General features: G+C 67.8%; 18 protein-coding genes. 8 read left to right on the plus strand and 10 right to left on the minus strand.

The features are described 5' to 3' along the window. Positions 1 to 31 precede the first annotated feature (31 nt). The 4 genes from ACZLZQ_RS01020 to ACZLZQ_RS01035 form a co-directional block, all read right to left on the minus strand. The gene (locus ACZLZQ_RS01020) at positions 32 to 985 is read right to left on the minus strand and encodes an SH3 domain-containing protein (RefSeq protein WP_472947687.1); all 954 of its coding nucleotides are present in this window, start codon (positions 983 to 985) and stop codon (positions 32 to 34) included. A gap of 208 nt (positions 986 to 1,193) precedes the next feature. Further along, positions 1,194 to 2,366 carry a Gfo/Idh/MocA family protein gene (locus ACZLZQ_RS01025; RefSeq protein ID WP_472947688.1) on the minus strand — a complete coding sequence of 391 codons (1,173 nt, stop codon included), beginning with the start codon at positions 2,364 to 2,366 and terminating at the stop codon, positions 1,194 to 1,196. A gap of 132 nt (positions 2,367 to 2,498) precedes the next feature. Next, complete coding sequence (locus ACZLZQ_RS01030) at positions 2,499 to 3,554, minus strand: sugar phosphate isomerase/epimerase family protein (protein ID WP_472947689.1); 1,056 nt, start codon at positions 3,552 to 3,554, stop codon at positions 2,499 to 2,501. A gap of 175 nt (positions 3,555 to 3,729) precedes the next feature. Further along, positions 3,730 to 4,635: a DMT family transporter gene (locus ACZLZQ_RS01035; protein WP_472947690.1), complete on the minus strand. Its 906-nt coding sequence runs from the start codon at positions 4,633 to 4,635 to the stop codon at positions 3,730 to 3,732. Between the two features lie 342 nt (positions 4,636 to 4,977). Here ACZLZQ_RS01035 and ACZLZQ_RS01040 point away from each other — a divergent pair, with 342 nt between their 5' ends. The 3 genes from ACZLZQ_RS01040 to ACZLZQ_RS01050 all read left to right on the plus strand — a co-directional run bounded on the left by ACZLZQ_RS01040 (position 4,978) and on the right by ACZLZQ_RS01050 (position 6,119). After that, complete coding sequence (locus tag ACZLZQ_RS01040) at positions 4,978 to 5,571, plus strand: hypothetical protein (RefSeq protein ID WP_472947691.1); 594 nt, start codon at positions 4,978 to 4,980, stop codon at positions 5,569 to 5,571. 43 nt (positions 5,572 to 5,614) lie between these two features. Next, a complete protein-coding gene (locus ACZLZQ_RS01045) occupies positions 5,615 to 5,830 on the plus strand; it encodes a hypothetical protein (protein ID WP_472934769.1) in 216 nt (71 codons plus the stop codon). A gap of 85 nt (positions 5,831 to 5,915) precedes the next feature. After that, positions 5,916 to 6,119 (plus strand): hypothetical protein, encoded by a 204-nt coding sequence (locus tag ACZLZQ_RS01050; RefSeq protein WP_472947692.1) that lies wholly within the window; start codon positions 5,916 to 5,918, stop codon positions 6,117 to 6,119. 41 nt (positions 6,120 to 6,160) lie between these two features. Here ACZLZQ_RS01050 and ACZLZQ_RS01055 read toward each other — a convergent pair whose 3' ends face one another. Further along, positions 6,161 to 6,691, minus strand: coding sequence for a metallophosphoesterase family protein (locus ACZLZQ_RS01055; protein ID WP_472947693.1), 531 nt, complete (start codon positions 6,689 to 6,691; stop codon positions 6,161 to 6,163). A 115-nt stretch (positions 6,692 to 6,806) separates the two neighbouring features. On the opposite strand from ACZLZQ_RS01055, the gene ACZLZQ_RS01060 reads away from it, so the two are divergent. Further along, positions 6,807 to 7,862, plus strand: coding sequence for a DUF808 domain-containing protein (locus tag ACZLZQ_RS01060; RefSeq protein WP_472947694.1), 1,056 nt, complete (start codon positions 6,807 to 6,809; stop codon positions 7,860 to 7,862). A gap of 40 nt (positions 7,863 to 7,902) precedes the next feature. Here ACZLZQ_RS01060 and ACZLZQ_RS01065 read toward each other — a convergent pair whose 3' ends face one another. Then, positions 7,903 to 8,718: a potassium channel family protein gene (locus ACZLZQ_RS01065; RefSeq protein ID WP_472947696.1), complete on the minus strand. Its 816-nt coding sequence runs from the start codon at positions 8,716 to 8,718 to the stop codon at positions 7,903 to 7,905. 295 nt (positions 8,719 to 9,013) lie between these two features. Here ACZLZQ_RS01065 and ACZLZQ_RS01070 point away from each other — a divergent pair, with 295 nt between their 5' ends. Next, positions 9,014 to 10,129 (plus strand): YihY/virulence factor BrkB family protein, encoded by a 1,116-nt coding sequence (locus ACZLZQ_RS01070; RefSeq protein ID WP_472947698.1) that lies wholly within the window; start codon positions 9,014 to 9,016, stop codon positions 10,127 to 10,129. 92 nt (positions 10,130 to 10,221) lie between these two features. Here ACZLZQ_RS01070 and fba read toward each other — a convergent pair whose 3' ends face one another. Beyond that, positions 10,222 to 11,265, minus strand: a complete 1,044-nt coding sequence (gene fba, locus ACZLZQ_RS01075; RefSeq protein ID WP_472947699.1) for a class II fructose-bisphosphate aldolase — start codon at positions 11,263 to 11,265, stop codon at positions 10,222 to 10,224. Between the two features lie 176 nt (positions 11,266 to 11,441). Here fba and ACZLZQ_RS01080 point away from each other — a divergent pair, with 176 nt between their 5' ends. The 3 genes from ACZLZQ_RS01080 to derI are packed head-to-tail and all read left to right on the plus strand — an operon-like array spanning position 11,442 to position 13,455. Further along, positions 11,442 to 12,209, plus strand: coding sequence for a DeoR/GlpR family DNA-binding transcription regulator (locus tag ACZLZQ_RS01080; RefSeq protein WP_472947701.1), 768 nt, complete (start codon positions 11,442 to 11,444; stop codon positions 12,207 to 12,209). Positions 12,210 to 12,211: 2 nt separating this feature from the next. Beyond that, on the plus strand, positions 12,212 to 12,976 hold the full coding sequence (locus tag ACZLZQ_RS01085; protein WP_472947703.1) for a triose-phosphate isomerase: 765 nt from the start codon (positions 12,212 to 12,214) through the stop codon (positions 12,974 to 12,976). A 17-nt stretch (positions 12,977 to 12,993) separates the two neighbouring features. After that, positions 12,994 to 13,455 carry a D-erythrulose-4-phosphate isomerase gene (gene derI, locus ACZLZQ_RS01090; RefSeq protein WP_472947704.1) on the plus strand — a complete coding sequence of 154 codons (462 nt, stop codon included), beginning with the start codon at positions 12,994 to 12,996 and terminating at the stop codon, positions 13,453 to 13,455. Between the two features lie 89 nt (positions 13,456 to 13,544). On the opposite strand, the gene ACZLZQ_RS01095 is transcribed toward derI, so the two are convergent. From ACZLZQ_RS01095 to dhaL, 3 genes are all read right to left on the minus strand, one after another. Continuing rightward, entirely contained in the window at positions 13,545 to 15,098 is a 1,554-nt protein-coding gene (locus ACZLZQ_RS01095) for an MDR family MFS transporter (protein WP_472947706.1), read from the minus strand. Between the two features lie 41 nt (positions 15,099 to 15,139). Continuing rightward, entirely contained in the window at positions 15,140 to 17,095 is a 1,956-nt protein-coding gene (locus ACZLZQ_RS01100) for a bifunctional sugar-binding transcriptional regulator/dihydroxyacetone kinase subunit DhaK (RefSeq protein WP_472947708.1), read from the minus strand. 383 nt (positions 17,096 to 17,478) lie between these two features. After that, on the minus strand, positions 17,479 to 18,126 hold the full coding sequence (dhaL, locus tag ACZLZQ_RS01105) for a dihydroxyacetone kinase subunit DhaL (protein ID WP_472947709.1): 648 nt from the start codon (positions 18,124 to 18,126) through the stop codon (positions 17,479 to 17,481). Positions 18,127 to 18,140 lie beyond the last annotated feature (14 nt).

Raw genomic sequence — 18,140 nt, forward strand, 5'->3', positions numbered from 1 at the left:
TCCCGCGCCTCCAGCGGATGAGCGCGGCGGTTCACTCGTAGCCGTAGAACTCGACGGGATCCTCGTCGTCGCGCCGCCACCGCTCGCCGCCGACGTAGCGCTCGCGGCCTCGCTCGCGCCAGTCCCGGCGGGGCGGCGCGTCCTCCCAGCGCTCCTCATACGCCGGCGCGTCGCGGCGCCGTATGACAGGCCGGTCCTCGTCAGCGCGCCGCGCGATCGGGCGGCTTCTATCACTGACGCCGGCTGCGCGCGGGGAAGACCGGCCGCCGGCCTCGGTCAGGAAGGACGGGTGCAGCCAGCCGCGGAGCCCGTTGGCACTGACCTCGCACCAGTCGTCGCAGCGGCCGACCACGACTTCCGCGCCGCGGGCAAGGACGCCGATCTCCGCCCCGCCCGGCGCCGAGCGAACGGCCGTCGGGCGGATCGTGACCAGGCGGCGCTCCGGCGTCCGGTCCCGTGCCGCCGCTCGCGCCGGCGGCGGCACGGCCGCCGTTTCCGGCCGCGGGCCGACCGGCAGTCTGCTGGCCTCGGGAATGGCGGCGACCTGCGTGTCCGGGCGCTCGGGGCGCGGCGTCGGCACCGCGGCGACCGCCGGCGGCGCCGGCTCCTCCAGTTCCGCCGTCTCCGCGGGCGCGGCCTCCTCGGCCGCCGGTGATGCGCTGGCAGTGTCGTCGACGGGGGCCGACAGTTTGTCCGGCGCCGCCGCGTCGGCCGCGGTCGGCTCCTTCTCCGCCACACGTTCCGGTGCGGGCGCGGAAGCCGGTTCCGGAGCGGCGTCGGCGGTCACTTTGGCTGCATTCGACGGCGGCGACGATGCGTCGGTCCCGGGCAGGAGAAGGTAGACGGGCGCCGCCCCTCCGAGGACCACGAGGGCACACAAAGCGGGGACAGCGATGATCCAGGCGGCCGTCCTGAGAAGAACCCGCCGGTAGCGCGCGCGGGCCGGCGTTGCGGCGGCGTTTTGTTTCGGCCCGAGCGAATCCATGACAGCCTCTTTCCTGCAGAGGAAGAGCTTTCCCGCGCAATAGTGGCGGTCCTAGGGTGCCGCGGTCTGCGGCTGTGGCAGACCGTACGACCGCTCAACCGCCAAGCGTCCCTTCCCACGCATCGCGTCACCAGCAATGCCAGCACGATCAGGCCGCTTCAAACCTCATTACTCCCCCCACGGCCCGCCGAACAGACATACCGATGCGTCAGAGGCAGGACGTCCAGCGGCTGTCATCCCGAGACGAGCGCACGCAGGCATCAATGAAGCGCATGGCCGAGAGCCCGTCCTCGACAGTCGGATACACCACGCCCTCCGGCAGCGCCTGTCCGCCATCGACGGCCCGGATCGCTGCGGCTGCCTCGCGGTAGAGGGTGGCAAACCCCTCGAGATAGCCCTCGGGGTGGCCGGCGGGGATGCGGGTGACGCGTGCCGCGGCAGCCCCCGCGCCCGCCCCGCCGCGGGTAACCCGCTGCTGGCGGCCGCCGAAGGGCGTGAACCACAGCTGGTTCGGGTTCTCCTGAAACCACTCCAGCCCGCCCTTCTCGCCGTAGACCCGCAGCTTCAGGCCGTTCTCGTGCCCCGGCGCGACCTGGCTCGCCCAGAGCATGCCCTTCGCCCCGCCCGAAAAACGCAGCATGACGTGATCATTGTCGTCGAGCCGCCGGCCGGGCACGAAGGTCGCGAGGTCGGCGGCGACACTGTCGAGCGTCAGCCCGGTGACGAAGGAGACGAGATTGAAGGCGTGCGAGCCGATATCGCCGAGCGCGCCGCCGGCGCCGGCCTTTTCCGGATCGACGCGCCATTCCGCTTGCTTGGAGCCGGCATGCTCGGCGGCCTCGGTCAGCCAGTCCTGCACATATTCCACCTGCACGACGCGCAGCGCGCCGAGTTCGCCGGCCGCCACCATCTCGCGCGCCTGCCGCACCATGGGATAGCCGGTATAGTTGTGGGTGAGGACGAAGACGCGGCCAGAGCGCTGGGCGATCGCGGAGAGCGCCACCGCATCCTCCAGCCGCGCGGTCAGCGGCTTTTCGCAGATGACGTGAAAGCCTGCTTCGAGGAAGGTTTTCGCTGGCGCGAAATGCAAATGGTTGGGCGTGACGATCGCCACCGCCTCGGCCCCGTCGGGCCGCACGGCTTCGGCGAGGGCCATCTCCTCGAAACTGCTGTAGGCGCGGTCCTCAGCGACGCCGTATTCCGCCGCCGAAGCGCGCGCGCGCTCGGGATCGGATGAGAACGCGCCAGCGACCAGATGAAAGTCGTCGTCGATGCGCGCGGCGATGCGGTGCACCGCGCCGATGAACGCGCCTTGACCGCCGCCGACCATGGCCAGCCGCAGCGGCTGCTTGCCCGCCCTGGGCGCCGATCCCGAAACCATCCTGTTCTCCCCCTATGCCGGCCTGCGGTGCAGGACCGCCGTCCGCCGGTTCCTTGCCCTTAGGTGCTGCTTTGTCGCGTGGTGCTGTCCGTTCAGCGCGGCCCTCCTGCGATCCTCGAGGGCCGGTCGAGGCTAGCGGTCGAGCCCGAGCACCCTTCGGTTGGCCGCGGCATCCGCACCGGACCCGGCGAAATCGTCGAAGGACCGGTCGCCTTGCTCGATGATGTGAGCGGCGATGAACGGGGCACCCTCGCGCGCGCCTTGCTCCGCGCTCTTGATCGCGCACTCCCATTCCAGCACGGCCCAGCCGGTGTAGCCGTACTGCGTCAGCTTGGAAAACACCGCGCCGAAATCCACTTGCCCGTCGCCCAGCGAGCGGAAACGGCCCGCCCGGTCCTTCCAGGACTGGAACCCGCCATAGACGCCTTGCCGGCCGGTCGGGTTCAGCTCGGCGTCCTTGACGTGGAACATGCCGATCCGCTCGTGGTAGATGTCGATGTTGGCGAGGTAGTCCATGCCCTGCAGCACGAAGTGCGAGGGGTCGTAGAGGAGCCGCGCCCGGGCGTGATCGTTGACGCGGTCGAGGAACATCTCGTAGCTCGCGCCGTCGTGCAGATCCTCGCCCGGATGGATCTCGAAGCAGAGGTCGACGCCGTTCGCGTCGAAGACGTCGAGGATCGGCAGCCAGCGCCTGGCAAGCTCGTCGAACGCGGTTTCCACGAGACCCGCCGGCCGCTGCGGCCAAGGGTAGACATAGGGCCAGGCGAGCGCGCCGGAGAAGGCTGCGGCCTCACTGAGGCCGAGATGACGCGAGGCCTTGGCCATGCGCTTCAGCTGATCCACCGCCCAGGCCTGACGCGCCGCCGGATTGCCGCGCACCTCGGGCGCTGCAAACCCGTCGAAGAGTTCGTCATAGGCAGGATGGACGGCGACCAGCTGGCCCTGGAGATGGGCCGAGAGCTCGGTGATGACGAGGCCGTGCGCCGCCACGACGCCCGCGATCTCGTCGCAGTAGTCCTTCGATTCAGAGGCTTTGGCGAGGTCGAAGAGCCGGGCGTCCCAGCTCGGGATCTGCACGCCCTCGTAGCCGAGCGACGCCGCCCAGCCGCAGATCGCGTCAAGCGAGTTGTACGGCGCGGCATCGCCGGCGAACTGTGCAAGGAAAATGCCGGGCCCTTTGATCGTCATGCGTCCCCTCCCCCCCGGCGTACCGGATCATTCGATCGCGTCGCGAAACGACGTCGTCGGCGATCCGATCAGCCGGCCGCAGGGAAAGCTTATAGAGCGCCGTCCGGGGTGGCCAGCATCCCCGTCTGGTTGTTGCGAGAATATCCGGCTTAAGGCGCAGAGGCGCGGGGTCGGTTCAGGTGGCAGGCCGTGCCCGCCGCGCCGGGAGGGTCATCGCAACCACGCTGACGACGACGAAGCCGAGGCCGAGCCAGGCCGATGGCTGCGGCACCTCGCCGAGGAAGACGACGCCGATGCCGACGCCGATCGGCACGCGCAGATAGGCCTGCGCCGTGGTGCCGACCGAACCGAGCCGCTGCAGCAGCGTGAAGTAGATGACGAAGGCGAGCGCGGTGGAGAACACCGAGAGGGCGATGAGCGCCAGGATCGAGGCCTGCGAGGGCTGCAGCGTCCAGGGATGGTCGACGAGGAGGCTGACGGGGATGAGGATCGCGGCGCCCCAGATCAAGGAGCCCGCCGCCGGCATCATCGGATCGAGGTCCCGGAACGTCCGGCCGAAGGTCACCGCCGCGCCATAGGCGACGGCCGCGAAGACGATGGCGAGTTGCGCGGTCAGCGCCGTGCCGAAACCGGCAAGCGCGGCCGGACCGACGACGAGGCAGATGCCAACGAGACCGGCGGCGACGCCAAAAATCTTCGGTCCCGTCACCGTCTCGTGCCGCGTCACCAGCGCATTGATGAGGAAGGCGAAGACCGGCGTCAGCGAGTTGAGGATCACCGCCAGCCCGGCATCGACATGCTGCTCACCCCAGGCGACGAGCGTGAAGGGCAGCACCGAGTTGAGGCAGGCCTGGATCAGGAAGCGTCTTGTGTTGCGCTTGTCGGTCGGCAGGCGAAGGCCCCGCAGGCGCAGGATCACCAGCAGCAGCCCGCCGGCGATCAGCGTCCGCGTGGCGATCAGCGTGATCGGCGGGATGGTGGAAACGCCGACCTTGATGAAGCTGTAGGAGGCGCCCCAGAGCGTCGCGAGCGCCAGAAGCATCAGCAGGCTGACGCCAAGGCGCGGGGGAGTATCCGCCATATCAGGTCTTTCCTCATCGCCTGTCCCGGCGAGCGCTGAGTCAAGCCGGCGCTGGTCTTCGCCCAAGCAGCCTTGCTTGACAAGCTTCGCAGCGCGGCTGTCGGGAAAAAGCACCAAGGCCGCCGTAGCAAAGGCCGCCACCGCAGCGACCGGACCCGCAACTGTCCTCGGCGCAACGCTTCGCCGATGAACATAGGCGGCTTTCGGTTAAGCGTCTTTGCAAGTCGCGCTCGACGCCGCCGCCGCTTCCGGGGAAACTCCGCCCGGCACGCCCACTGGACCATCCGAACAGGGAACATCCGACCGGGGCGGCAGTTTGGATGGTCGCACAGGAGCAATCGCTTGACCCGTCTCAGAAATATTCTCGCTTCGATAGCGATGCTTGCGGCGTCCGCGCTCGGCCCGGCGACCGCGAAAGCGCAGGATTACGGCAGCGATTTCGCCCGCGAGGCCCGCAACCAGATCGTCCGCGACTTCCGCAACGGCGACTTCCGCGGTGGCTATTTTCGAGGCGGCGACTTCAGGGGCCGGTATTCACGCGGCGATGATTTCCGGCGCGGCCGTTTCGGGGAAGGCGATTTTCGCGATGACGGGTTCCGGCGCTTCGGCGAATATGGCGGGCGCTATGGCGACGATTACCGTGGCGACCGGCGCTTCGGACGCGACGACCGCGGCGATTTCCGGCGACGGGACGCCAGGGGCTACGACCGCCGGGAGGACCGCTACGACCGTCGTCACGACCGGCGTGATGGCCGCGACTTCGATCGCGGTCATGACCGGGACTATAACCGGAGCGATCGGCGTGGCTATGATGGGGGCGATGCTCGCCGTGACTCGCGCGGCTATGACAGGCGGCCCGACAGGGACGACCGTCGCGCCCGCAACCGGCACGATCGGAACGATCGGAACTCCGACTGGCCGTTCCAGTTTCGCTGAAGTGCGCTGGCAGAAGACGGCGTGCCGATAGAAGGACAGATGCATGGAACGCAATGAAACGCTGATCGCCGAAAATGGCGCTCGCCGTATCTTCAGCTTCGAGAAGAAGGATCCGGAAGGCATCTGGAACACCTGCTACCGTGGCCGCGAGCTGATGCGCACCCGCGAAGGTGAGGTGCTGGAAGCCCCGTCCGATCCCCTGTTCGCCTCGGAGGACAAGGCGCGGGAGTGGCTCGAGACCGCAGCGCCACTCGGATGAGACCGCCACTCCTGGCGGTCGATGCTGCCACAGACGCTCTCTCTTTCGCGCAGTCTCCCTTCTCGAAAGAGGAGTTGGCGAGGGCATGAGGGGCGAGCATGTCGGCCGCTACGTCGAGTGCGACGAGCGGGGGTGCAAGGCGACGTTCTCGCTCAACCTGACGTGGTCGAAGGACCGCCAGACGCTGCACGAGGCGCGGCAGGCCGGTTGGTTCATCGAGAGCACGTCCGGTGGATACCGGGTCGACCGTCACTTCTGCCCCATCCATCATCCGCAGGATGTCGACTGAAGGGGGATCAGGGTGGTGCAGGGGGCAGTTCCCTGTCTCGATTATGCACCCTCGATGCTTTGAGCATCGCCCCGCCCCCGCCGCTTGCGCGAGCCCAAAATCTCGGTCAGCGTCACGGGACGGTAAGGAAACGCGTCGACACCGACATCGTACTGGCGCGGCATAGGCTTCAGCTTTGCGTGGGAATGGCCATGAAGGTTGACCGCGCCCTTGCCCATCTGGTTCCAGGTCCGGAAGGCGTAATGGCAGAGCACCAGCCTGACGTCGTCGACGACGAGTTCGGCATAGGCCTGGACACTCTTCCAAGCTGTATCGGCTGAAGTCGCCGCATCGTCGTTGTTGCCGGTGATCAGATGCTTTCGCCCGTTCAGCCGGTCGAGCAGTGAGGCTTTGAAGTCCGGCGTGCCACGCGCGACGTCGCCGAGGTGCCAGACGTCGTCATCGGCGCCGACTACCTGATTCCACGCGGTCACCAGAGCCTCATCGTGCGCGGCGAGATCGGCGAAGGGACGGCGGTCGATGCGCAGAATACGCGGATCGTTGAGATGCGTGTCGGCGGTGAAATAGATCATGGCCCTGTTATGGGGCGCGGCACGGGACCGAAAAGCGGGTATCGCCGTTTGCCCGTCACTAGAGTGACGCGGGTGCTCCGGAATGCCGGCACTGACGAGTTAGAAGGAATTTTCCGTGAGCGTTGGTTTGATCGCCCTTCTCGACGATGTCGCAGCCTTGGCCAAGGTGGCGGCCGCCTCGCTCGACGATGTAGCCGCGCAGGCCGGCCGGGCCGGCGTCAAGGCGGCGGGGGTGGTGATCGACGATGCTGCGGTCACGCCGCGCTATGTCGTCGGCTTCGCGGCCGACCGCGAGCTGCCGATCGTCGGCAAGATTGCCCTCGGCTCGCTGCGCAACAAGCTCGTCTTCCTGCTGCCCGCCGCCCTGGCGCTCAGCGTCTTCGCGCCCTGGGGCGTGACGCCACTGCTGATGATGGGTGGAGCCTATCTCTGCTACGAGGGCGCGGAAAAGATCTACGAAGCCCTGCTGCCCGCTAATGCCCATGCGCACGAGACCAAGGTCGCGGCGAACCCCGGCGATGCCACGGCGATGGAAAATGCCCGGGTGTCGAGCGCCATCCGGACGGACTTCATTCTGTCCGCCGAGATCATGGCGCTGACCCTCGCCTCGCTGCCGGAGGGGAGCCTGTGGGTTCAGGCGCTGATCCTTGCGATCGTCGGGATCGGCATCACGGCGCTCGTCTATGGCGGCGTCGCGCTCATCGTCAAAGCCGACGATGTCGGCCTTGCGCTGGCGAAGGTGTCGTCGACCGGGCTTGCCGGGAAGATGCTGCGGGCGATCGGCCGCGGGCTTGTGGTCGGCATGCCGGTGTTTTTGAAAATCCTCGGCATCGTCGGCACGGCCGCCATGGTCTGGGTCGGCGGCGGCATCATCGTTCACGGCCTCGAGGGCTACGGCGTCGAAGCGCCGGCGCATCTGATCCATGCCGCCTCGGTCGCAGCCGCCGCCGCGGTGCCCGCGCTGAGCGGCGTGGTGGAATGGATCGTCGGGGCCGCCGGCGCCGGCATCGTCGGCCTCATCGTCGGCGCCGCTCTCATCCCGATCACCAGCTTCCTCCTTGCGCCGCTCGCCAAGGCCGCTCGCGGCCTGTTCGGGCGCGGCAAGGAGGCGCCGGCCGACGCATCGCATCCCTCCACAAACGCGGCCCCGTCGAAGACGCCGCAGCCCTAAGGGCCGACGACCCTCGTGCCTCGACGGCGCGCAGCGCAGCCTAATCGTCGAGGTCCGGGATCTTCAGGAGAAGCCCGCAGGCCTTGCAGTGGACGGCATCGGGCTCGTGCCGCTGCAGCGCGCAGCGTGGACAGGTGAAGTCCACCTTGTAGGGGCGGAAGATCGCCTGGGCGAGGCGGACGAACAGCGAGATGCCGATCAGCATGGTGACGATCGAGGTCAGCTTGCCCGCCGGTCCCGGCAAGGTGATGTCACCGAAGCCGGTAGTGGTGACCGTCGCGACGGTGAAGTAGAGCGCGTCGACATAGCCGGTGAAGCCGGAGCCGGAGCGGAAGAAGAAGGTGTAGATGAAGCCGGTGGCGACCAAGAGGAAAGTCACGAGGTTGACGACCGACCGGCCCGCCTCCTCCCATTTCCGCAAGCCAAACCCGCGCAGCGGCCGCCAGAGGATTCCACTGCGCGACAGCGACCAAAGCCTGAGGATGCGCAGGAAGCCGAAATTGACCAGCCAATAGGGGGCGAGCAGCGTCGCCAGGACGAACAGGTCCACCCAAACGAAGGGGCGCAGCAGCCAGCGCCGGATGCTGCCGCTGGCCAGTCCCCGGCCGATGAGATCGGCGGCCAGCAGCAGAGCGACGCCGGTATCGAGCCACAGGAACAGCGCCTTGTCCTGCAGGACGGGGGTCGCGATGAAGAAGGCGATGGTCAGGAAATCGATGGAGATGACCACCATCTGGAAGCGCCGGGCGGATGGCGCGCTGCCATGATAGAGCGTGTGCAGCCGAACGCGCAGCCGCTCGAGGCGCGTCCGTGGCGCCGACGGGGTGGGGGCGGAGGGTTCCGGTCTGTTCGGCACGCTGTTCGTTCCAGGGATGACCGGGGAATGTCCGCCGGAAAGGCATGAGAGCGGCCGCCTACGCTGAGGAAGCGCAGAGGAGGCTGGCCGGCGCCTGTTCTACCGCAATCATCGCCAAGGTCTACGCCGGGACCGCCTGGCCGGGTCGATTTGCGAAAGCCGACTGCGTGAGGTTGTAGGACGAGGCAAGCAGCGACGCTGCGTTGCCGGATCAGCGCAACGACGAGCGGCTTCGTGCGTTGGCGCAGACAAACCACGCCCGCGCAGACAACCCGACGATTGACCGGAGTGCCCGATGCCCATCCCTTCCCGCCCCTCCCGTTTCGGCGACATCTGTACGGCCATTGGTGCCGCTGGATCCCTCGCGTTGGCCGGCTATGTGCTCGGCCGCGGTACAAGGCCTGGAGAAGACGATGAGGGTGACGAGGCGGCATGGCGCGGCCCGTCCCGCTCGGCGTCGCTCCCGGCAGCGCCCGGTCGCGGCCGCGATGCCGACAGGCCGTCAAAGCTGCCGGCGAAGGGCTGGAAGGATGTTCTCGTCCGCACCTATCAGGAGTTTAGCGACGACCGTCTGATGCTGGTCGCGGCTGGCGTCACCTTCTACGTGCTCCTGGCGCTCTTCCCCGCCATCACCGCGCTGATCTCGATCTATGGCCTGTTCACAGACGCGTCGAACCTTGGCGAGCAGATTTCTGCGATCTCCGGCGTCCTGCCGTCCGGGGCGGTGGACATCATCAGCGAGCAGATGGTGCGCGTCGCGTCGCAAGGCGATGCCAAGCTCGGCTTCGGCATGATCTTCGGCCTCGGCATCGCGCTGTGGAGCGCCAATGCCGGCATGAAGACGCTCTTCGACGCTATGAACATCGTCTACGAGGAAAAGGAGAAGCGCGGCTTCGTCAGGCTGACGCTGGTCACCCTCGCCTTCACGCTCGGCACCATCGTCTTCCTGATCCTCGCTCTGTCCTCGGTCGTCCTCCTGCCGATCGTCCTCGACTTTTTCTGGCTCGGCTCGATCGAGACCTGGCTGCTCTGGCTGCGCTGGCCAGTGCTGCTGGTGGTCGTGGCTTTCGGCCTGACGCTGATCTACCGCACCGGGCCCAGCCGGGCGCGCGCCAAGTGGCGGTGGATTTCCTGGGGCGGCGTGGTCGCCGCCGCGCTGTGGGTGATCTTCTCGGTGCTGTTTTCCTGGTACGTGCAGAACTTCGGCAGCTATGACGAGACCTATGGCTCGCTCGGCGCCGCCATCGGCTTCATGACCTGGATCTGGATTTCGACCATCGTCGTGCTGCTCGGCGCCGAACTCAACGCCGAACTGGAGCACCAGACGGCGGAAGACACGACGACCTCGCCCGCCCGTCCACTCGGCAGCCGCGGCGCCAAGATGGCCGACACCTTGGGCGAACCGACCTAACTCGGTCGAGCAGGCACGCCGACTAGATCAGCCCCCGGATGAATAGGGGCCGGGGCCTTGCCCAGCCCCGTCGTCGGGCGCTTCAGCGGAGATCAGCCGGCGAGGTAGTACTTCGCCATGGCCGACAGCGGCTTGGCACGGATGTCCGCCGCCCGGCCGGCGGTGCCGAACGCCTCGAACTTGCCGATGCAGACGTCGCGCATGGCGTCCATCCCCGGTTTCAGGTATTTGCGCGGATCGAACTCGGCCGGGTCGTTCCAGAGCTCGCGGCGGATGGTGGCCGTAAGAGCGAGGCGCAGATCGGTGTCGATGTTGATCTTGCGCACGCCATGGCGGATGCCGCGCTGGATCTCCTCGACCGGCACGCCCCAAGTCGGCTTGATCGCCCCGCCATGGGCGTTGATGATGGCGCAGAGCTCCTCCGGCACCGAAGAAGAGCCGTGCATCACCAGATGCGTGTTCGGCAGGCGCTGGTGGATCGCCTCGATCACGTCCATCGCCAGGACGTCGCCATCCGGCTTGCGGGTGAATTTGTAAGCGCCGTGGCTGGTGCCCATCGCGACGGCCAGCGCATCGACGCCGGTCTCGGCGACGAAGCGCGCGGCCTCCTCGGGATTGGTCAGCAGCTGGTCCTCGCCGAGCTTCTCCGTCGCGCCGTGCCCGTCCTCCTGGTCGCCCATGCCGGTCTCCAGCGAGCCGAGCACGCCGAGTTCGCCCTCGACCGAGACGCCTGCGGCATGCGCCGTCTCGACGACGCGGCGGGTGATGGCGACGTTGGCGGCGTAGTCGGCGGGGGTCTTGCCGTCCTCGAGCAGCGAGCCATCCATCATCACCGAGGTGAAGCCGTTCTGGATGGCGGTGACGCAGGTCGCGAGATTGTTGCCGTGGTCGAGATGCATGCAGACCGGGATGTGCGGATAGATCTCGACGAGACCGTCGATCAGCCGTGCCAGCACGATGTCGTTGGCATAGGCGCGGGCACCGCGGCTGGCCTGCAGGATCACCGGCGAGCCGGTGGCGTCGGCCGCCGCCATGATGGCGAGCCCTTGCTCCATGTTGCTCATGTTGAAGGCAGGAACGCCGTAGCCATGCTCGGCGGCGTGGTCGAGCAATTGGCGAAGGGTGATGCGGGCCAAGGCGAAATCTCCGATGCTTCGTCGCGGTCGACGCGGTGGGGAACTCCGAGGATCGAATAGTCGAAGCCACCTTCCGTCACAACTGAAATCTCAATATCACATGGTTTCTGTTGATTTTGGCGCATCCGCTGTTAAGTAAGGCGGACGTCCGGCCTGTGGCTGCGCGAGGAGAGACCGTGAAACGCGACGACCGCCGCCGGGACATCATCGAGATCCTCGTCGACCAGGGAACGGCGACGCTGGAGTCGCTCGCCCAGCATTTCGCGGTGTCGAAGATGACCATCCACCGCGATCTCGATGAACTGGAATCCGAGGGCCTCCTGCGCAAGACGCGGGGGGGCGCGACGATCGAGTCCAGCGGCCAGTTCGAGAGCGATTTCCGCTACCGTGCCCGTGTCGCAGCCGACGAGAAGCGCAGCATCGCCCGCCGGGCGGCGCAGTTCATCGAGCCCGGCATGAGCGTGATGATCGACGACGGCTCGACCTCGCAGACCATCGTCCCCTTCCTGATCGAAAAGCGGCCCCTCACCGTCATCACCAACAACATGGCGGTCGTCACCGATCTCGCCGGCGCCGCGGGGATCGACCTCATCGCGCTCGGCGGCACCTATTCCCGGAAGTTCAACGGCTTCTTCGGCGCCGTCACCGAGGCGGCGCTGACCTCGCTGCGGGCGGATGCGGTGCTGCTCTCCAGTTCGGCGATCGACGGCCGCACCGCCTTCCACCAGGACCAGGAGGTGCTGGAGGTGAAGCGGCGGATGATCGCCTCCTCGCAGCGGCGCTACCTGATGGCCAACCACCAGAAGTTCGGCCGCACGGCGCTGCATCTCTTCACCGACCTCGGCGTCTTCGACGGCGTCGTCACATCGAGGGCCCTTTCCGGCGACCGCGTCGAGGGCTTGCAGAACGAGGGTATCAAATTGCATTTTGCGGAGGACCTGTAGCCATGGCGGGCAAAGACCACGTCTGGATCGGCACCAGCTGGAAGATGAACAAGACGCTGGCAGAGGCCCGGCATTTCGCCGAGCGGCTCGGCGCGGCCGAGGCCGACGCGCGCATCCAGCGTTTCGTCATCCCGCCCTTCACCGCGGTGCGCGAGGTGAAGGCGGATCTCGCCGGGACCGACGTGCTCGTCGGCGCGCAGAACATGCACTGGGCCGACCGCGGCGCCTTCACCGGCGAGATCTCCCCGGTGATGCTGAAGGACTGCGCGGCCGATATCGTCGAGCTCGGTCATTCCGAGCGCCGTGCGCATTTCGGCGAGACCGACGAGACCGTCGGGCTGAAGGTCGAGGCGGCGGTGCGGCACGGGCTGATCCCGCTGATCTGCATCGGCGAGACCGCCGAAGAGAAGACCGCAGGCGACGCCGACGCCGTCCTTCACCGGCAAGTGGCGGGCGCGCTCGGCAGGCTGTCGCCGGCTGAGATGGCCGCGCCGATCCTCTTCGCCTACGAGCCGGTCTGGGCGATCGGCGAAGGCGGAGTGCCGGCCTCGCCCGACTATGCCAATGAGCGCCAGGGGCATATCATCGACCTCACCGCGGCGATCGCCGGCCGGCGCCTGCCTTGCCTCTATGGCGGCAGCGTCAATCTTGGCAACGCCGCCGACCTCATCGTCCGTCCCAACATCGACGGGCTGTTCATCGGCCGCTCGGCCTGGGAGGTCGAGGGCTATCTCGGCATTCTCAAGCTCTGCGCCGCAGTTCTCTAACGAAAAGGAAGAAAGCCATGAAACTTGCCATCGCCGGAGACAGCGCCGGAGCACCGCTCGCGAAAATCCTCGCAGACCATCTCGGCGGCCGCGCCGACCTCCAGGTGTCCGACGTAAGCACCGCGCCGGCCGGCGCGAGCGAGCTCTACGCCAACCTGTCGGAGCGGGTGTCGCAAGGCATCCTCGACGGCACCTACGACCGGGCGATCCTCGTCTGCGGCACCGGCATCGGCGTCTGCCTGTCGGCCAACAAGGTGCCAGGCATCCGCGCCGCCCAGACGCACGACACCTATTCGGCCGAACGCGCCGCCGAGTCCAACAATGCCCAGATCATCACCATGGGCGCCCGCGTCATCGGCCCGGAACTCGCGAAAAGCGTGGCGGAAGCCTATCTGGCGGCGAAGTTCGACCCAGCCGGCCGCTCGGCCGGCAACGTGAAGGCCATCGACGCCCTCGACGAGAAGTACCATAGCGCCTGATCGGACAGGCCGGCGTTCCCGGGAACGCCGGCCTTTGCCGTGAAATAGCCGCGCCGCATTCTGTGTGCGCCGAGTTGTGCGGGCCGAACTCAGCCTGCCGACGGCCCACCCGCAGGTGCTGGCGCCGGCGCAGGCTCGGCCCGAGGGCCGGCGGCATGACCCTTCATGTCGGGGACGAGGGTCGAGACCACCAGCGTCAGAAGCGCGATGACGAAGATGCCGGTGAAGGTCAGGTGCAGCGCGCTGTCCAGCGCCTGCCGCGCCGCCGCGCTGTCGAGCAGGGCACCCGGATTCTGCAGCAGCTGCGTGATGTCGTCGAACGAGATCGACCGCGCGCCCCCCGTCTGGGACAGGCTGACATTGAACACCGCGCCGAGCGCCGTTGCGCCGAGCGTGCTGCCGAGGTTTCGGGCAAAGATGTTCGAAGCGGTGGCCGCGCCCCTCTCGGTCCAGCCGACGCTGCCCTGGACGATCATGATCGCGGTGACGCTGAGAAAGCCCATGCCGAGGCCCATCACCACGGAACCGGCGCCGACGACGAAGACCGAGGTTCCCGGCCGCAGCATCAGGAAGACCAGCGCCCCGATCGGCAGCAGAATGGCGCCGAACAGCAGCGTCGGCCGCAGGCCAAAGCGGTTGAAGTTGCGCGCTGCGATGGTCGCGCCGATCGGCCACCCCAGGACCATGGCCGTCAGCGTGAAGCCGGCGATCAGCGCCGTCTCGCCGAGAACGCCCTGCACGTACATCGGCAGGAAGGTGGTGAGGCCGATGATCGTCATGCCGCTAAGAAGGGTGGCGAGATTGGCGGTGAGGATCGGCCGGCTGCGCCAGAGCTTCATGTCCAGCATCGGCGCCGAGGAGCGGCGTTCCTTCATCAGGAAGAAGACGGTCGCCACCGCGCAGATGACGAAGGCCGACAGCGTGACGGACATCCGACCGGTCCCGAGCTCGGTCAGCCCGACCATCAGCGCGGCGACCGAAACCGAGAACAGGGCGGCGCCGCCGATGTCGATCGGCTCGCGCTTGGCCGGCACGTCCTCGTGCAGGAAGAGCATGAAGCCGGCGATGGCCGCGATGCCGATCGGGATGTTCATCCAGAAGATCCAGGCCCAGCTGACATGCTGGATGATCAGCGCGCCGACGAAGGGGCCGACGACCGAGGAGACGCCCCAGACGCTGGCGAGATAGCCTTGCACCCGGCCGCGCTCGTGCATGGGATAGAGGTCGCCGACGACGGTCAGCGCCACCGGCTGGATCGCCCCGGCGCCAACGCCCTGGACCAGCCGGAAGACGATCAGCATCGGCATCGACCAGGCAAAGCCACAGAGCACGGTGCCGATCATGAAGACGGCAATGCCAAACAGCAGCACGGGCTTGCGCCCGTAGATATCGGCGAGGCGTCCGAACACCACGGTCGTCGCCGTCTGCGTCAGCAGGAAGGACGAGAACACCCAGGCATAGAGGTGGAGGTCGCCGAGCTGCCCGGCGATCTGCGGCATGGCGGTGGCGACGATCGTCGCCTCGATGGCGATCATCGACATGGCCGCCATGATCGTGGCGAGCACCAGCGGGCGGCGGGTCTTCAGGCGTTCCGGCATCGCGGGATCCTTGGTGGCGAAGGGTCTGCGCGGGACGGCAGGCACTCGGCGCAGAAACTAAGCGGAACGAACAAAACGGCAAGCGTCTAGGTTGTGCCGTCCCCATCGACCCGCAGCGCCGGAGTGTCGCAGGGCTGGCCGAGAAGCATGGCCAGCTCGTCATCGAGATGAAGCAGCGAGATCGAGGCGCCGACCATGTCAAGCGACGTGCAGTAATGGCCGACCCAGCTGCGCTCGACCGCGATACCGCGGGCAGCAAGGCGCTGCTCCACCCGGCGGTAGAGCACGTAGAGCTCCATCAACGGCGTTCCCCCGAAGGAGTTGACGAGCACCGCGACCCGGTCGCCCCGCGCCGGCTGCATCTCGCCGAAAATCCGGTCGATGACGGCATCGGTGATCTCGTCGGCCCGCCGCAGCGGTTCACGTGCGACGCCGGGCTCGCCGTGGATGCCGACGCCCACCTCGATGTCGCCGGCCCCGAGGGCGAAATTGGTGCGCCGGCTCTGCGGCATCGAGCAAGGCTCCAGCGCGACGCCCATGCTGTAGCAGCGCCGGTTGGCCTTGGCGGTGACGCGGGCGCAATCGTCGAGCGACATGCCGAGAGCGCAGGCGGCGCCCGCCACCTTGAAGACGAAGATGTTGCCGGCAACGCCCCGCCGTCCGTCGCGGTCCTCGATCGGCGAGGACGCGACATCGTCGGTGGTGACCACGGTGCGGACGGCGATGCCCTCGGCGAGCGCGAGGTCGGCGGCCATCTCGAAGTTCATCGTGTCGCCGGCATAATTGCCGTAGACGAAGAGCACACCGTCGCCTCTCGACACGGCGCTGGCGGCCTGGAAGATCGGCTCGGGCGGCGGACAGGAAAACACGTTGCCGACGACCACCGCAGAGGCCATCCCCGCGCCGACATAGCCGAGGAAGCACGGTTCGTGCCCGGACCCGCCGCCGATGACGAGGGCAACGCCCCTCGCCCGCTCCTCGACCGCCATGGCGGCGCGTCGGGTGCCGGGAACGCGGACGAGATGGCGATGGTGGGCCCGCAGCGCACCGTCCAGCATCTCGTCGACCACGTCGGCCGGGTCGTTCAGGAATTTCTTGACGAGACGCCGGGAGGGCATCTCCTCCCCGGCATCGACTGTCAGCGCCAGATCGGCAGAGCGCGGGATCCGCCGCGCCACGGGGGCAGCGGCGCCGTCGGCATCCAGCAGGCCCTTGGCGGTGGCGGCATCGGTGACGAGGATGTTGGCATAGCCGCCGCGCAGCGCTGCCAGGATCGCCGGCACCTTGTCGAAGCCGCCAGCGACCGCGATGCGGCGCTCGATGGCCTTCAGCTCCTCCAATGAAAGGCCGATCATCCGCGCGTCGAGCGGGCCGACGACCGGCTTGCCCTGCGCGTTGACGAAGCGCCCGGCGATGACGCCGACGGCGTTGTGCGCGAGGTAGTCCTGGATCGACACCGAATCGAAGAAGCCGCTCTGCTGGATCGTCGAGTTCGGCCGCAGCGAGGCAATGCCGAAGAGCACCCGATTGGCCTCGCCGAGTGCCGCGAACTGCGCCTGCAGCAAGGGCTCGGCTAGCAGCATGTCGCGCATCTCGGCGGAGGAGACGACGCTCGGCGCGGTCAAGGGAATGCAGGCGGCGCCGAGCGAAGCGGCGAGCACAGCGGCACAGCGCTCCGGCGAGACCGGCGAACCGGCGGCCATGGCGCCCGTCGCCTGGACGACGCGCACGTCCTGCAGGCCCGTCATCCGCAGCGCTTCGGCGACGGCCAGCACCGTCCGCCCCCAGGCGACCGTCACGGTATCGCCGGACCGGACGAAGCGTTGCAGCGCCATGGCGCCCGCTGTCCCCAGGCGCTCGATCAACTGCCCCGGCGGCCCGCCGCTCGGCACGACGAGGCAGTCCTGCAGGCCGAAATGGCGTTTCACCGCCTGGGCAAGGTCGAGCGCGGACAGCCGCAGCGGATCGATGGCGATGGTCACGACGCCGCGCTCGCGTGCATCGGAGAGCGTCGCGTTCACCGTGGCGCGCGACAGGCCCATCGCCGCGGCGATCTCGCTCTGCGTCAGCCGGTCCTCATAATAGAGCCAGGCCGCCCAAAGCCGCGGATCATTGCCGAAGCGCAGCGGGATCGGCTCGGCGGCCTCGCCGGAGGCGGAGGCGAGCCTCGCCGTTTGCAGCCCGACATCCTTGTCGCGTTTGCCGCTGTCGCCCAGTGCCTTGCCCTTCGATATCCGCCCCTAAGGTGGGCGTAGCGTCGACAGACCGCAGAAGCCGGCCTGGCGTCAAGCACAGCCCGATGGTCCGCCTCCGATCCTTGGTCCCGGCAGCATCCGGCGATGGGACGAACTCATCCCATCCCGCCAAGTTGTGCTGTCTTCAACGAGAGAAAGCGTCCTTCGTGCACCCGAAGGCATGCACGCCGCTAGGCTAGCTGAAGACGGGCGGAGGCACCCTCCGCAAGCGCCCGCAGCAAGAGGGCGCACGACGTGGCGCCGGCATCCAGGACGCCGCGCGATCGCTCGCCGAGCCGCGCCGCGCGTCCGATCTTGGCGACGAGGTCGATGGTCGAATCCCGGCCTTTGTCGGCTGCCACGGTCATCGCCGCGAGCGCATCGGCGAAGGAGGCGCCGCCCGCATGCGCCGTGTCGAACGCTGCGATCGCCGGCGAGAGGCAGTCGATCAGGGTCTTGTCACCGACCTCGGCGGAGCCGATCGACTGGACGCCTTCGATGCCCTTGTGCAGCATGGCCGAGAAGGTATCGGCGCCGATCCGCTCCTCTGTCTCGATGGCCTCGGCAAATTCGGTGAACATCATGCCGTAGAGGGGCCCCATCGAGCCGCCGATCTCGCCCATCAGCACTTCGCTGAGAGCGGCGAACGCCTCCGACAGCGAGGCGTCCTTATCCTTCAAACGCTCGGCCGCCATGCCAAATCCCTTGGCCATGTTCACGCCGTGGTCGCCGTCCCCGATCTTGCCGTCAATCTCGCTGAGGTAGGCCCGGTTTTCGATGATCCGTTCGGCCATCACGAGGACGATCCCGCCGGCCCCGGCATTGGTGAAATACTGCATCGACATGTCCTTGT

The sequence above is a fragment of the Mesocryomonas lacus genome, assembly GCF_055730105.2.

Excerpts from the sequence above, each read along its gene's own strand:
- ACZLZQ_RS01020 (WP_472947687.1), bottom strand. The coding sequence starts at position 985 with ATGGATTCGCTCGGGCCGAAACAAAACGCCGCCGCAACGCCGGCCCGC.
- ACZLZQ_RS01025 (WP_472947688.1), bottom strand. The coding sequence starts at position 2,366 with ATGGTTTCGGGATCGGCGCCCAGGGCGGGCAAGCAGCCGCTGCGGCTG.
- ACZLZQ_RS01030 (WP_472947689.1), bottom strand. The coding sequence starts at position 3,554 with ATGACGATCAAAGGGCCCGGCATTTTCCTTGCACAGTTCGCCGGCGAT.
- ACZLZQ_RS01035 (WP_472947690.1), bottom strand. The coding sequence starts at position 4,635 with ATGGCGGATACTCCCCCGCGCCTTGGCGTCAGCCTGCTGATGCTTCTG.
- ACZLZQ_RS01045 (WP_472934769.1), top strand. The coding sequence starts at position 5,615 with ATGGAACGCAATGAAACGCTGATCGCCGAAAATGGCGCTCGCCGTATC.
- ACZLZQ_RS01050 (WP_472947692.1), top strand. The coding sequence starts at position 5,916 with ATGAGGGGCGAGCATGTCGGCCGCTACGTCGAGTGCGACGAGCGGGGG.
- ACZLZQ_RS01055 (WP_472947693.1), bottom strand. The coding sequence starts at position 6,691 with ATGATCTATTTCACCGCCGACACGCATCTCAACGATCCGCGTATTCTG.
- ACZLZQ_RS01070 (WP_472947698.1), top strand. The coding sequence starts at position 9,014 with ATGCCCATCCCTTCCCGCCCCTCCCGTTTCGGCGACATCTGTACGGCC.
- ACZLZQ_RS01085 (WP_472947703.1), top strand. The coding sequence starts at position 12,212 with ATGGCGGGCAAAGACCACGTCTGGATCGGCACCAGCTGGAAGATGAAC.
- derI (WP_472947704.1), top strand. The coding sequence starts at position 12,994 with ATGAAACTTGCCATCGCCGGAGACAGCGCCGGAGCACCGCTCGCGAAA.
- ACZLZQ_RS01100 (WP_472947708.1), bottom strand. The coding sequence starts at position 17,095 with ATGGGCCTGTCGCGCGCCACGGTGAACGCGACGCTCTCCGATGCACGC.
- dhaL (WP_472947709.1), bottom strand. The coding sequence starts at position 18,126 with ATGCAGTATTTCACCAATGCCGGGGCCGGCGGGATCGTCCTCGTGATG.